The 14,269-nt window shown below is 55.0% G+C and carries 10 protein-coding genes and 1 pseudogene; 10 read left to right on the forward strand and 1 reads right to left on the reverse strand.

Features of this window, described 5'->3' with window-relative positions; genetic code table 11:
- The 3 genes and pseudogenes from LQZ21_RS07185 to LQZ21_RS07195 form a co-directional block, all read left to right on the forward strand.
- Positions 1-236 (forward strand): annotated as a pseudogene (locus LQZ21_RS07185) (hypothetical protein); the annotation flags it as partial.
- Between the two features lie 367 nt (positions 237-603).
- The gene (gene gltB, locus LQZ21_RS07190; protein WP_411043603.1) at positions 604-5,376 is read left to right on the forward strand and encodes a glutamate synthase large subunit; all 4,773 of its coding nucleotides are present in this window, start codon (positions 604-606) and stop codon (positions 5,374-5,376) included.
- 144 nt (positions 5,377-5,520) lie between these two features.
- Positions 5,521-6,972 carry a glutamate synthase subunit beta gene (locus tag LQZ21_RS07195; protein WP_411043604.1) on the forward strand — a complete coding sequence of 484 codons (1,452 nt, stop codon included), beginning with the start codon at positions 5,521-5,523 and terminating at the stop codon, positions 6,970-6,972.
- 272 nt (positions 6,973-7,244) lie between these two features.
- Here the strand turns inward: LQZ21_RS07195 and LQZ21_RS07200 are convergent, their stop codons facing one another.
- Positions 7,245-7,553 (reverse strand): helix-turn-helix domain-containing protein, encoded by a 309-nt coding sequence (locus LQZ21_RS07200; protein WP_411043605.1) that lies wholly within the window; start codon positions 7,551-7,553, stop codon positions 7,245-7,247.
- Positions 7,554-7,707: 154 nt separating this feature from the next.
- On the opposite strand from LQZ21_RS07200, the gene LQZ21_RS07205 reads away from it, so the two are divergent.
- From LQZ21_RS07205 to LQZ21_RS07235, 7 genes are all read left to right on the forward strand, one after another.
- Positions 7,708-8,763 carry a hypothetical protein gene (locus tag LQZ21_RS07205; protein ID WP_411043606.1) on the forward strand — a complete coding sequence of 352 codons (1,056 nt, stop codon included), beginning with the start codon at positions 7,708-7,710 and terminating at the stop codon, positions 8,761-8,763.
- Positions 8,764-8,926: 163 nt separating this feature from the next.
- Complete coding sequence (locus LQZ21_RS07210) at positions 8,927-9,109, forward strand: hypothetical protein (protein WP_411043607.1); 183 nt, start codon at positions 8,927-8,929, stop codon at positions 9,107-9,109.
- Between the two features lie 283 nt (positions 9,110-9,392).
- Entirely contained in the window at positions 9,393-10,280 is an 888-nt protein-coding gene (locus LQZ21_RS07215; RefSeq protein WP_411043608.1) for a carbohydrate ABC transporter permease, read from the forward strand.
- A gap of 10 nt (positions 10,281-10,290) precedes the next feature.
- Complete coding sequence (locus LQZ21_RS07220) at positions 10,291-11,112, forward strand: carbohydrate ABC transporter permease (RefSeq protein ID WP_411043609.1); 822 nt, start codon at positions 10,291-10,293, stop codon at positions 11,110-11,112.
- Between the two features lie 63 nt (positions 11,113-11,175).
- Complete coding sequence (locus LQZ21_RS07225; protein ID WP_411043610.1) at positions 11,176-12,426, forward strand: ABC transporter substrate-binding protein; 1,251 nt, start codon at positions 11,176-11,178, stop codon at positions 12,424-12,426.
- Positions 12,427-12,439: 13 nt separating this feature from the next.
- On the forward strand, positions 12,440-13,714 hold the full coding sequence (locus LQZ21_RS07230; RefSeq protein ID WP_411043611.1) for a Gfo/Idh/MocA family protein: 1,275 nt from the start codon (positions 12,440-12,442) through the stop codon (positions 13,712-13,714).
- A gap of 108 nt (positions 13,715-13,822) precedes the next feature.
- Positions 13,823-14,266 (forward strand): CopG family ribbon-helix-helix protein, encoded by a 444-nt coding sequence (locus LQZ21_RS07235; protein WP_411043612.1) that lies wholly within the window; start codon positions 13,823-13,825, stop codon positions 14,264-14,266.
- Positions 14,267-14,269: the final 3 nt, after the last annotated feature.

The following is a 14,269-nucleotide window of genomic DNA, read 5'->3' on the forward strand; positions in this document are numbered from 1 at the left end:
AGGAGCACGTAGGGAAGAAGGAGTACCAGACGATGTTTGACGCATTGGTAGAGAGTGTCTTGGAGGACAAACGGCTTGCCCGTGAGGAAGGTATCCAGATAGGCACGGAGAAAAAGCAGGCGGAAGCCTACCGGGAAAAATTGGAATCAGCCCGGCTCCTCAAGGGCTATGGCGTTTCGGTGGAGGTGATTGCCCAAAGCCTGCATCTGACCGTGGAAGAGGTGAAGTCTCTCTAAATATGCCGCCCGGGAGTAGGTTCGGCAGTATCCGCAGCAGGGGATGGCCGGTTTTTTAGCCGGTACCATGACCGGGCGGGGACGGAGATTTCCGCCTTTATCCCTTATATTAGCAGGATGCGGTCTCTATTTTGGCCGGTATCGGAAAATACCCTGGATCATGGGGCAGACAAACCGGGGCCGGTCTACCAATTATTGAAAATTTATACAAATATCTTGCATAAAAACACAATTCCATATAAAAATAATAGGCTACAGGCTTTGAAAAACGGGGCAAGCGTCCTGCCTTTGAAAAGAAGGGGCGCATGGTTTTTTATGAAGGGCCTTTGAGAACGGGTGTCTGCACGGCGCCCGGGAGGAGTTTATTATGGGTGAACACGAAGAAGGGGCTGACCAGTGCAGTCGTCAGGGACTTTACCGGCCGGAAGATGAACATGATTCTTGTGGAATAGGGTTTGTCGCGGATATTAAGGGCCGTCCTTCCCATGATATAGTAAAGTGGGGATTAGAGGTTCTGGAACGGATGGAGCACCGGGGCGCGGAAAGCGCCGATAATAAAACCGGGGATGGCTCCGGCGTCCTGATCCAGATTCCCCATGGGTATTATAAAACGATCATCCCCGGTCTTCCCGAACCGGGAGCTTACGGGACGGGGCTGGTGTTCCTGCCCGGTAAGGGAACGGGCAAAACCGCCGGGGAGCTTCGGTCTTTTTGCAAAAAGTTGATCGAACAAACCGCCGGAACCAGCGGCCTGCGGGCGCTCGCCTGGCGGGAGGTCCCCACGGAAAGCGGGGTGATCGGCGTCATGGCCAAATCCGTGGAACCCCTGGTGGAACAGGTGGTTCTCGTCCCCCAGGACCCGGTTTCCCCGGCGCAAAAGGGGGAGGAGGACCATAAGGGGATCACGGATCTGGAATTTCAGCTCTATATTTTCAGGAAAAAGCTGGAAAAAGCCCTGCGGAACCAGGATACTTTAAAAAAATCCCCGGTGGAATGTTATCTTCCCTCCCTTTCCACGAGAACCATCGTGTATAAGGGCATGCTCATGCCCAATCAACTCAAGGATTATTACCCGGAGCTTCAAGATGAAGGGATAAAAACCGCCGTGGCCCTGGTACATTCCCGGTTTTCCACCAATACCTTTCCCAATTGGCCCCTGGCCCAGCCCTTCCGTATGCTGGCCCATAACGGCGAGATCAATACCATCAAGGGAAACCGTTTCTGGATGGCCGCCCGGGAGGCGCTTTTTTCCCACCCCCGGTTCGGTGCGGAACTCCGGGAGATCCTGCCGGTGCTGGAGCCGGACCGGAGCGATTCCGCGAGTTTTGATAATGCCCTGGAATTCCTGGTTATGTCCGGCCGCAGCCTCCCCCATGCCCTGATGATGCTCATCCCCGAAGCCTGGAACAACCGGAACCCCATCCCGGAGGAGCTTAAGGCCTTTTACGAGTACCATGCCTGCCTTATGGAGCCCTGGGACGGACCGGCCTCCATGGTGTTTTGTGACGGCCGTTACGTGGGGGGCACCCTGGACCGGAACGGCCTCAGACCCTCCCGGTATACCATCACCAAGGACGACCTCATCGTCATGGCCTCCGAGACGGGGGTCCAGGATTTTGCCGGCGCCGACGTGGCCTATAAGGGCCGGCTGCTGCCGGGGAAGCTGCTCCTGGTGGATCTGGCCGCGGGCCGGATCATCCCCGATTCCGAGGTAAAGGAGGAGGTCCGCAGTAACAAGCCCTATACCCAATGGATGGGAAAACACCTTTTAACCCTGGAGCAGGATCAGGAAGACCCCCTCCGGGACCCCCTCTTTAACGATGACCGGGCGGTGCTGTTCATGGAACGGGCCGCGGGCTATACCCGGGAGGACCGGGAACGGCTCCTCCTCCCCATGGCCGAAAGCGGCCAGGAACCTACCAGTTCCATGGGTACGGATACGCCCCTGGCGATCTTTTCCGATAAGAGCCAGCGGGTATACGCCTATTTTAAGCAGACCTTTGCCCAGGTAACCAACCCCCCCATTGACTCCATCCGGGAAGATCTGGTGATGACCCTGACCAGCTTTGTGGGACCCCAGGGGAACCTTTTGGAGGAGGCTGAAACCCATGGCCGGCGGATCAAGGTCCTGAGCCCTATCCTCTCTCCCGGGGATCTGGACCGTCTTAAGTCCCTGAGCCCCCGGGATTTCCCCTGCCGGGACCTGGATGCCACCTTTTACGTACCCCTTTTGGATGCCGGGGAAAAGTCGGAGCCGGGTAAACCCGCCGCCTCTTCCCTGGAGGCCGCCCTGGACCGTCTGGTGGCCGAGGCGGTCAAGGCCGCCCAGGAGGGTATCGCCCTGTTGGTGTTATCCGACCGGGCGGGCTTGTCCCCTGAATCGGGCCGCTGCGCCATCCCGGCCCTCCTGGCCGCCGGGGCGGTCCACCACGGCCTTATCCGGGCGGGATTACGAATGAAACTTTCGATCATTGTCGAGTCCGCGGAACCCCGGGAACTCATGCACTTTGCCCTGCTTTTCGGGTACGGCGCGGACCTGGTTGTCCCCTACGGCGCCCTGGCGGCCATAGCAGCCATTTACCGGAACGCCGTAAGGGGGAAACCTGCGGACACGGCCCCCGGGAGAAGCGATTTGGCAATCCGGGAGCTTGGCGATTACCCCCACGGGGAAAAACAGTACCTCAAGGGCCTGCAAAAGGCCATGCTCAAGGTTATGTCCAAAATGGGGACCAGCACCCTCCGTTCCTACCGGGGGGCGGAGATCTTCGAAGCCATAGGATTGGGCGCGGAGGTGATTGAGAAATGCTTCCGGGGGACCGGGAGCCGTATCGGGGGGGCGGGTTTTGCGGAATTGGAAGCCGAGGCCATTGCTCATTACCGGGCCGCCCGGGCCGCCTACGACCGGATAAGCAATCCCCTGACCCCGGCGGATCTGCTCCTGGCCGGGGACGGCCAATACCGGTGGCGTAAATCCGGGGAAAAACACGCCTGGAACCCCGAAACCATCTACCTGCTCCAGTGGGCCGCCCGTACCGCGGACTACGGTAAATTCAAGGAATTTACCGCCGCGGCGAACGCTTTGAACCAAAACCCCCATGTGATCCGGGGACTCCTGGATTTTGCCGCGCCGGGAACGGTTCCGGACGGGCCCGTTGCGCCGGTTCCCCTGGACGAGGTGGAATCCGAAGCATCCATCATGAAGCGCTTTACCACCGGGGCCATGTCCTTTGGTTCCATCTCCAAGGAAGCCCATGAAACCATTGCCGCGGCCATGAACTCCATCAAGGGCCGTTCCAATTCCGGGGAGGGGGGGGAGAGTCCCGAACGGTTCGCGGTACGTCCCGACGGCGTGTGGACCCGGAGCGCCATCAAGCAGGTGGCTTCGGGCCGTTTCGGCGTAACCAGTGTGTACCTGGCCAATGCCGGGGAGATCCAGATCAAGATAGCCCAGGGGGCCAAGCCCGGCGAGGGCGGCCAGCTTCCGGGGCATAAGGTGGATGCCCTCATCGCCAAAACCCGGCACTCCACCCCGGGGGTCACCCTGATCAGCCCTCCCCCGCATCATGATATCTATTCTATAGAAGATTTGGCGGAACTTATCTTCGATTTGAAAAACGCCAACCCCGCGGCCCGGATCAGCGTTAAGCTGGTTTCCGAAAGCGGGGTGGGAACCATCGCCGCCGGTGTCGCCAAGGCCCATGCGGACAATATCCTCATCTCCGGCTACGACGGCGGCACCGGGGCCAGCCCCCAGTCCAGCATCCGTCATGCGGGGCTTCCCTGGGAGTTGGGGCTTTCCGAGACCCACCAGGTATTGGTGCGGAACGGGCTCCGGGGCAGGGTGCGGCTGCAAACCGACGGCCAGCTTAAAACCGGCAGGGATATTGTCATTGCCGGGATGCTGGGGGCGGAGGAATTCGGCTTCGGCACCTCCACCCTCATCGTATTGGGCTGCGTGATGATGCGTAAATGCCACGAAAACACCTGCCCCATGGGGGTTGCCACCCAGGACCCGGACCTGCGGCGGCGGTTTTCCGGCAAAAGCGAATACCTCATCAACTTTTTCCGCTTCCTGGCCCGGGAAACCCGGGAGATCATGGCCTCCCTGGGGTTCAGGACCTTTGACGAACTCGTGGGCCGGCCGGATTTTCTGGTACAGCGGAAAAGCGGCAAGGCCAAATCCGCCGGGGTGGACCTCCGGGACCTGCTCCACCGGGCGGAAGGCCCCGAGGGTATCCCCGGCGGCAAGGCGCTCCGGTGTGTGGAGGACCAGATCCACAAGATAAGCCAGGTCCTGGACCGGGAGCTTATCGACAAATGTTTTGACGCCCTGGATAAAAAGATCCCCACCGCCCTGCAGCTTTCGATCCGCAACACCGACCGGGCCGTGGGGGCCATGCTTTCCTATGAGGTCTCCCGGCGTTTCGGCAGCCAGGGCCTGCCCGAAAATTTTGTGACCGTGGACTTTACCGGGTCCGCGGGGCAGAGCTTCGGCGCCTTCCTCGCCAAGGGGATCACCTTCCGCCTGGCGGGGGATTCCAACGACTACCTGGGCAAGGGCCTTTCCGGCGGCCGCATCGTGGTGGCCCCCCCGCCGGGTTCGACCTTCAAAACCAACGAAAACATCATCGTCGGCAATACCGTACTGTACGGTGCCACCTCCGGGGAGCTCTACGCCGCGGGGGTCGCCGGGGAGCGGTTCTGCGTGCGGAATTCCGGGGTCCTGGCGGTGGTGGAAGGGACCGGGGATCACTGCGCCGAATACATGACCGGGGGCAGGCTCCTGGTCCTGGGCTCGGTGGGGCGGAATTTCGCCGCGGGCATGTCCGGGGGCATCGCCTATGTGCTGAACCGGGAGGGCAACTTCGAATTCTTCCTCAACCAGGGCATGGTGGAACTATCGGGCCTGGACAACGAGGAGGACGAAAATTTCGTCAAAGATCTGCTCAACCGGCACGTCTACTGGACCGGCTCGGCCTACGGCAAGTCCATTCTGGACAACTGGGCAGACTACGCCCCCAAATTCGTCAAGGTCCTGCCCGTGGAATACAAGCGGGCCCTCCAGCAGATGAAACTCGCCGAACTGGATCGGAAACTCTACGAGATCCGGGAACGGGAAGAGCTGGAAGTGAGAAGTTAAGGGGGGGGCGATTTCCGGGCTGTTTTGGGGAGCGGTAACATTTTTTGTCCGCCCCCCCTCGCTCCAGACTTGGCTCCGGGCCTTGGCCCTTTGCCAAGTCTTCCGCTGCCCCCCAAGTGAAGATAAAGAGAGGAGAGGTGTGCTATGGGTGATCCCAAGGGGTTTTTGAAGATAAAGCGGCAGGTGTCGGGTTACCGGCCGGTGGAAGAACGGATCAACGATTACAGTGAGGTGGAGATCCGGCTTCCCGATGATGAACGCCGGGCCCAGGCGGCCCGGTGTATGGATTGCGGGGTGCCCTTTTGCCATTGGGCCTGCCCGGTTTCCAATGTGATGCCCGAATGGCAGGACCGGCTGTACCGGGGGGACTGGGCCGGCGCCTGGGCCGTCCTGGAGGACTGTAACCCCTTCCCCGAATTTACCGGCCGGGTCTGTCCCGCCCTCTGCGAAGCCTCCTGCGTGCTGGGGGCCACTGACGAACCGGTAACCATACGGCAAAACGAGCTGGCGGTGATAGAAAAGGCCTTTGAAATGGGCCTGGTGATCCCCCGGCCGCCCCGGAAGCGGAACGGGAAAAAAGTGGCCATTGTGGGGGCCGGCCCCTCGGGGCTTTCCGCTGCCTATTTCCTCAACCGGGGGGGATTTTCGGTTACCCTCTATGAGGGGGACCGGAAACTGGGGGGCTACCTCCGGTACGGCATCCCGGACTTCAAACTGGACAAGAGTTTTATTGACCGCCGGGTGGATCTTTTACGGGCCGAGGGGGTCGAATTCAGGACCAACGCCCGGGTCGGCTCCGCCCGCTACGGCTTTGGCACCCTCGGTTCCGAGGCGGAATTGATAGACCCCAAGGAGCTTGAAGCCTCCTATGACCTGGTCCTCCTCACCATCGGGGCCCGGGAGCCCCGGGACATGAAGGCCCCGGGCCGGGAACTTGCCGGGGTGGTCCAGGCCCTGGACTACCTCTCCCTGCAGAACCGGACCCTGGCGGGGGAGGCCGGGGAGGGGGTAGATCCCATCACCGCCTTTGGCAAACGGGTCCTGGTGATCGGCGGGGGCGATACCGGCGCGGATTGTGTGGGGACGGCCAACCGCCAGGGGGCCATGCGGGTGACCCAGATCGAGGTCCTTTCCCGGCCCCCGGAACACCGGCCCCCGGAGGAGCCCTGGCCCCTGTGGCCCAAGGTACTGAAGACCTCCAGCTCCCACCTGGAAGGGGGGGAGCGGCTCTGGTCGGTCAACACCAAGGCCTTTATCGGCCGGGGGGGAAAGGTGGAGGCGGTCCAGGCCGGTAAGGTGGACTGGTCCGTGGTCAACGGCCGTCCGGTCATGACCGAGGTTCCGGGCTCGGACTTTGAGATAGGGGCGGACCTGGTGCTTTTGGCCATGGGCTTTACCCACGTGGTCCAGGACGGGGCGGTGGCCGCCTTTGGCCTTGAAACCGATGAACGGGGAAACATCCGCACCCGGGGCAGCTTCCATACCTCCAACCCCAAGGTCTGGGCCGCCGGAGATTCCCGCAGCGGGGCAAGCCTCGTGGTCCGGGCCATTGCCGACGGCCGTGCCGCCGCGGAGGCTATCATCAAGACGCTTTGAGGAAATTTAACCACGAACCACCCGAACGAAGAGGGGAGAGGAGTGAGGAGAGGAAGGAATTAAGAGATTTTAACCACGAACCACCCGAAAAGGCGTAATTTATCCCAATTTACCGAATTTAAGAAATTCACCACAAAGGCGCAGAAGGCGAAGAAGGGAAGAAGGGAAGGATGAGGAATACTTCATTTTTCCCTGTTTTCGACTTCCTTCTGCGCCTTCTTCGCCTTTGTGGTTAAAATTCTTAAGTGGGTTATATGGTGCTAGGCGCCAATTTACCGGTTGTATAGTATATTGTCCAACTCTTTTTCAAAAATCAGTAAAATTTTTTTCTTTTTATTCTCTATCTCAAGTTCCTGATCCAGGGAAAATTTTTGGGAATCCTGGAAAAAGAGCAGGGGATCAACGTCCAGGGCCTTGGCGATTCTTTCAATGGTGGAAAGTTTAGGGACATTTTTGTAGGTTTCCATTAATCCAATATAACTGGTTGCGGTATTACAGGCCTCGGCTAGTTTTTCCTGGGACATCCCCTTCTGCTTGCGTATACGCTTAATATTATCAATGACAAGCCGTTCCAAATACATAGTTATATTATTATTGATATAAAACGCGAATGTTATTGACAAATCTGCTATAATATTGTATTATATTCGATATATTTTTGGTATTTACGCTTATGGCTAAATCCATTGTGTTATGTCCGGAATTTGAGCCCGGATACTATTTAAGGAGGATTTTATGTCCCGAAAAAGTCTTTTTTGGTTACCCTTGACCATGTTGTTGGCCGTTCTGCTGGTGTTGAGCGGCTGTCCTTCCGGTACCGGCGGGGATACCACCACCTCGCAGTCGCCGCCATACAATCCGAATCCAACTCCAACTCCCAGTCCCTCCATCCCTAGGCCTCAGACGGTTACGGTTGACCCATCTGATCCACCTGAACCCTCGGAGATAAACAGTGCATTGAACAGTTCCGCATCGTCAGTAATCCTTAGCAGTGCTGGTGGGGCGGCAACGGTAGAGGTAGATTCAGGTGAATCATTGACGGTCCCTCTCGGCAAAGGGCTTACGATAGGTAACAATGTAACCCTCGCCGTTGTTAATGATACCGGCACAGTTACGGTAAACGGCGATCTCACCGTTGCAAGCGGCGGGGCATTTGATTTATCCGATCTTACCACCAGTGCTACCGATAAAATTGCCATATCGGGTACGGTTACGGTGAAAGCCGGCGGTACATACAAAGCAGCGGTCCAAGGCTCAGGGACTACTGACGCCCCCCAGTTCGACTTCGGTCCCAACGGCAAGATCGTGCTGGAATATGGCAGTGAGGCGTATTTAAATCCAAGTGGCACTCCTATATTATACTTAGGAGCGAGCGGCGATAATCCCATGTATGCGTGGGATACGACTGGTCGTGTCGAACTTAGCCAGGTAAGCCCTGGCGTCAGCTTACTTACGGTAACGTCCGGTAATATCAAGGTCTTAGGTATTTCGAATCTTGGTATTATATACAATGGGATTATTAATGCGGGCGCCAAGGTAACCATAGAGGCTAGTGACGGACTTCTTGTAACGGGTACGCTTACGGTAAACGGCGCCATCGATGCCAGCGGCGGCAAGATCGTCGGTTCCGGCTCTCCCAACTCCACAATCACCTTTGGGTCTACCGCACCAACCGGCACCTACGTTAACAACACTAGCGGTAACTTTTATTACAGTGGCACTCAAGAGGCGGCTCAGCCAGACAAAACCTACACATGGAATGGTACTACTAGTCGGTGGGAAAGGTCGTAAGGCCCCCCGGCTGTTCCCAAAAACCCCAGTTTAGGAACAGCCCCCCAGGTATTTGCCGGGAAACCGGTCTGTTGACCGGTTTCCCGGATCAGCCCGGAAGGGCTTTAAAAATTTAGCTTCTCCGGAAAGCCCTTAGTGGATGGGGCTGTTTCAAAACTTCAGTTTGAAACAGCCCCATTTTTTTCTTTTTTCTATCGTCCCCGGTGTTTTTGCCAGGCAGCGGGCCCTGCTGAATGCGCTAGATGACGTGGCAGCCAATTACATCCTTACCCGCACCGAAGCAACCCACAAAACCCCCGCCCAAATCATAGGCGAACTGGTTCGTAAGGAATTGGCCTCCGCATAAGGGTCAATCACCTTTTGCCGTAACTATTTTTTCCCTGACCCAGAGAATTTGCTTGCTTTTTTTGAGAAAGGGCTATATGATGAATCTATGTTGTGTCCGAAAAGGCAAGATTACCCCTCCACAAAGAACCGTACTATTTTGCCTGCCATTTTTTTGCCTCGTCCCTGGTATTTCGCAGGTTTCCTGCATGCCGTTACATCCGTGTTGGGAGGAAGATGCGTATAAATAAAAATCACCGGCCTTGATCCGCTTTAAGGGACCGAAAAGTCAGGGAGGATATAAGATGGACAGGAAAAAAAAGTACAAAGAGTGGCTTTGGGCGTTTTTCTTTGTGGGTCCCACGGTTGTAGGGATCTATCTTTTCTATATATACCCTGTTTTTGATTCGGTCTATATCTCACTTACCAAATGGAATCACCTCTCCAAGCCCGAATTTATCGGTTTTGCGAATTATGTGCAGCTTTTTAGGGATCCCCAGGTTTTAAAAGAGTTTTTTAATACCCTCTTTTATGTAATCACCATTGTTCCGGCCACGATCGTTTTTTCCCTCCTTTTGGCCAACGCCCTGAATAAAAAAACGCCCCTGACCGGATTTTTACGGACCGCCTTTTTTCTGCCCTATATGCTGCTTCCGGTGGTAACCGCCACGGTATGGCGGCTCATGTTTAATACCCGTTACGGGCTCATCAATGTGGTGCTGGGGAACCTGGGCCTGCCCCAGCCTGCGTGGATTTCAGGGGAATATTCGGTGCGCCTGGTGATCATGGTGGTAAGCCTTTGGGCCAGCATCGGGTACTACGGAGTTATATTGCTTGCGGGGCTCCAGAATATCTCCCATCAGTATTACGAAGCCTGTGAACTGGACGGCGGCAACGCCTGGCATAAATTCATTCATATTACGGTCCCCCTGGTGACGCCCCAGCTTTTCTTTGTGGTTATGATCACGGTTATCTCGGTGTTTCAGCTTTTCGACTATATTTTTATATTTGGAAAGGGTAATCCCGCGGTTAAGGAGAATATACGGACCATGGCCTTTGGAATTTATGAACGGGGCTTTACCTACCTGGACATGGGGTATGCCTCGGCGGAGGCCATTGTATTTTGTGTTCTGGTGCTTGGGGTAACGGTAATCCAGAATTACGGCCAGAAGAAATGGGTCCATTATTCCTAAGGCGGTGGGTATGAGAAAAGCGTTGTCCGTGATCAATACAATCCTGTTTTTTATTGTCTCCCTGCTCTGGTTTTTTCCATTTGTCTGGATTTTTTTATCGTCCTTCAAAACCTATCCGGAAACGGTACAGCTTCCCGTTCATATTCTTCCCGGCAGTTTTACGTTTTTAGGAAATTTCAGCGAGATTTTGGGACGCCTGCACTTCCTTGCGTACTACCAGAACAATGTCCTGGTAACCCTGGGAATAACGGTGCCCCAGATTTTCCTTTCTTCCATGGCCGCCTATGGGTTTGCCCGCATTGATTTTCCCTTCAAAAATGGGCTCTTTACTTCCCTTTTCCTTGCCCTCATGGTTCCCCTGCAAATGGTGCTTATGCCGCGGTATAACATGATGCTTGCCTTTGGCTGGCTCAACAGTTATCTGGGGGTGATCATTCCCCTGATCCCGTCCGTGGTTTGTACGTTCCTTATCCGGCAGCAGATATTGTCTCTTCCGAAATCCCTGGACGAATCAGCCCTTATTGACGGAGCCAGCCACTGGCGTATCTACCGTTCTATTATCATGCCCCTTTCCCAGAGTTCCCTCCTTGCCACGGGGATTATGTGCGTTGTTTTTGCGTGGAATAATTTTCTCTGGCCCCTTATTGTTATCAACGAGGAGAGGCTCTATACCCTTTCCATCGCGACGGCAAATCTCCAGGGCCAGATGATGACCAGGGAGAATCTTTTGATGACGGCGTCCCTCCTGGTATCCCTTCCGGTTATAGTTTTATTTCTCTTCGCACAGAAGCATTTTATCGCCGGTATTGCCCTTACCGGGCTTAAGGAATAGCCCTTACCCGTCCCGATAAGGGCGGATAACCGCTTTCGGGCGGAAAAAATATAAGGAGAATATATGAAAAAAATTTTATGGGCGGCGCTTTTAGTAGCGTTGGTGTTGATCGGCTGTCAGAAAAAGAGTGATGAGGCCGGCTCTGCGGCAGCCGGAGCTGCGAAGGTTGTCAATTTGTGGTGCTGGGATGAAACGGTCAGAGCTGACTACGAAACCATGATTAAGGAATTTGAGCAGGCCAACCCCGGGATAAAGGTTAACCTCCTCATCACCCCCTGGTCCGATTACTGGACCAAGCTGCAGACCGCCCTCCCCACGGGAACCGGGCCGGATGTGTTTTGGCTTAACCATCCCAATGCGGTGTCCTATATTCCCACCGGCCTGGTGATGGACCTGGAACCCTGGGCAGGGGATATACGCTTTGAGAATTTTGACCCGAACTTTTATGAACCCTTTACCTATCAGGGGAAACGCTATGCGGTTCCCTTTATGTGGGATGATATAATTCTGTTTTACAACAAGGCGGCTTTTGACAAGGCCGGCGTCGCCTATCCGACCGCGGACTGGACATGGGATGATTACCTTGCCGCCGCCCAGAAACTTACCGTCCTCAGCGGGAATCAGGTTATCCAGTATGGAACTATCGCCAACGCTTCTTTCCAAAGCGGCGTTGGCCCCTTTATTTATCAGAACGGTGGGGCTATTTTTAACGCCGACCGTACCAAGGTAACCCTCAATACCCCCGAGATTCAGGAAGCCGTTCAGTTTAACATGGATCTTATCTACCGCTATAAGGTGGCTCCAACCGTCGAAGAATTGGCCGAGGCTACCCCCGACGCCCTGTTCCAGTCCGGCGTGGTGGCGATGATGCCGGGCCTTTCCATTCGTATCAGTTTCTTTGGCGACGTACTGGGGCAGGATCTCAACGTGGCGCCCCTGCCCCGCAAAAAGGCCCAGGGTACGGTATTCCACAATATCGCCTACGCAATTTCCAGTAAGACCGCGAATCCCGAAGAGGTACGGATATTCACCGCCTTTCTGGCTTCCCAGCGTCACGCGGAGATTACGGCGAATACCTTTGCTCCCTGTTACAATGGCATGACCGATCTTTACTTCAAGAGTTATGATTGGGTGGATACCCAGGTGGTAAGCGAGTCTATCAACTACGGTCATCCGCTCCCCATCGCCTCGCGGAACGCGGGCGCGGTCTGGACCGAAATGGAAGAGGGGATGTCCAAGATCTTCTCCAGCGGTAATCTCGGCAACCAGTTGGCCGAGCTGGAAACCGCCATCAACGCCAGTATCGCGAAATAGGGGAACATAAAGAATGGAGCCCATTAACGTACTTTTATTGGGAGCGGGCAGCCGGGGGATGTATGCCTACGCCGAATATGCCCGGAATAATCCGAAAATGATGCGGATCGCCGCCGTAGCCGAGCCGAATGAGGTAAAACGAAAAAAAATACAGGCGGATCACCACATTCCCGACAGCCTGGCCTTTGCCGCCTGGGAGCAAGCCTTTGACAAGCTGCCCGATATTGACGGGGTGATCATTGCCACCCAGGATAAACAACATGTGGGCCCGCTCTCACGGGCCATGGCCCGGAATTTGCCCATCCTCTGCGAAAAGCCCATTGTGCCCACCCTGGAGGAATGCCGGGCCATTGAAAAGGAATCCGCCTCATTTACCAAGGTTTTTATGATATGCCATGTATTAAAGTACACGTCGTTTTTTTCTAAAATCAAGGAACTTTTGGACGCCGGGCGGATCGGACGGCTTATCGGTATCAACCTCATCGAAAACGTGGGACACCTTCACCTGTCCCATAGTTTTGTCCGGGGTAACTGGCGCAACCTGGCGGAATCTTCCCCCATGATTTTGGCGAAGAGTTGTCATGATATGGATATGCTCCATTGGCTTGCCGGCGCTCCCTGCGAATCCTTGAGTTCTTATGGGGCTTTACATTATTTTAACGCGGAGAATGCCCCTCCGGGGGCGCCTTCCCGCTGTCTTGACGGCTGTCCCCACCTGACAAGCTGCCCCTACCATGTGTCGAAAATTTACCTGACCGATTATGTGGGCTGGCCTGCCAATGTGATCTCCACGGACCTTTCCATCGAGGGCCGGCTTAAGGCGCTGGAAACGGGCCCCTACGGCCGGTGTGTGTTCCACTGTGATAACGATGTGGTGGATCATCAGACCGTGGCGATACAATTTACCAACGGGGTAAGCGCCAATTTTACCATGTCCGGCTTTACCATGGAAATTCACCGGAACATTACCCTCTTTGGAACCGAAGGGGAAATCGTGGGGGATATGGAAGAGGCCCAAATAACGATCAAGGAATTTTCCTCCCGGAACGTGGAGCTTATCAAACTGGCCGCGCCCATCGGAGGCCATTCCGGCGGCGATGTCAACCTGGTAAGCGACTTTGTACGGAGCATCCGGGATCAGAAAAATGCGGCCAGAACCTCGGTAAAAGATTCCTTTGAAAGCCACTACATGGCCTTTGCCGCGGAATACTCCCGGCTCAACAAGGCCAGGACCATCAAGCTGGAGGACTTTAAGGCTGCCCGGCTAGAAACCGGCGGGGCCGACTAGCCCCACCCAGGGATAGCAGGCGGGATATCCCCTGTCGGACTTGACATAGGCCGAGGTGTGATCCCGCCGGGCTATCAGCGCTACTATAACCGCACCATTCCCCAACCCTTGACAGGAAAATACAAACATTGTATATTAATACTCAAGGGGTATGATATAGCGATTGCTACGGTAAATATTTCCTTTCAAGAAGATTTATTAAAACAAATTGACAAAACCGCAAAAGATGAAGCGAGAACTCGATCCGAATTAATCAGGGAAGCAGCAAGAATATATATTGAAAGGAAGAAAAAATGGGAAAGCATTTTTGCCTATGGAGAAAGCATATCTTCAAAATATAAATTTACTGAAGATGATGTTAACGAAGAAATAAGAAAATACCGGGAAGAAAAAATGGAAAAAATAAATGAAGATAGGACTCTCCCAAAAATAAATACTACATATTGCGTACCGAAGGTTGTAGCGTATAATTCCAATCCTTGTGGAATTTGTCCCCCCGTAGTTTTATCCTTAACATCTGCTCATCAGTTATATGAACATGTCAAGTCCTGAAAT

Source organism: Treponema sp. TIM-1 (assembly GCF_046533115.1).
Lineage (GTDB): Bacteria > Spirochaetota > Spirochaetia > Treponematales > Breznakiellaceae > JAIRMO01.

Coding starts and splice junctions, on each gene's coding strand:
- gltB (WP_411043603.1), top strand. CDS start 604: ATGGGTGAACACGAAGAAGGGGCTGACCAGTGCAGTCGTCAGGGACTT.
- LQZ21_RS07195 (WP_411043604.1), top strand. CDS start 5,521: ATGGGTGATCCCAAGGGGTTTTTGAAGATAAAGCGGCAGGTGTCGGGT.
- LQZ21_RS07200 (WP_411043605.1), bottom strand. CDS start 7,553: ATGTATTTGGAACGGCTTGTCATTGATAATATTAAGCGTATACGCAAG.
- LQZ21_RS07205 (WP_411043606.1), top strand. CDS start 7,708: ATGTCCCGAAAAAGTCTTTTTTGGTTACCCTTGACCATGTTGTTGGCC.
- LQZ21_RS07215 (WP_411043608.1), top strand. CDS start 9,393: ATGGACAGGAAAAAAAAGTACAAAGAGTGGCTTTGGGCGTTTTTCTTT.
- LQZ21_RS07220 (WP_411043609.1), top strand. CDS start 10,291: ATGAGAAAAGCGTTGTCCGTGATCAATACAATCCTGTTTTTTATTGTC.
- LQZ21_RS07225 (WP_411043610.1), top strand. CDS start 11,176: ATGAAAAAAATTTTATGGGCGGCGCTTTTAGTAGCGTTGGTGTTGATC.
- LQZ21_RS07230 (WP_411043611.1), top strand. CDS start 12,440: ATGGAGCCCATTAACGTACTTTTATTGGGAGCGGGCAGCCGGGGGATG.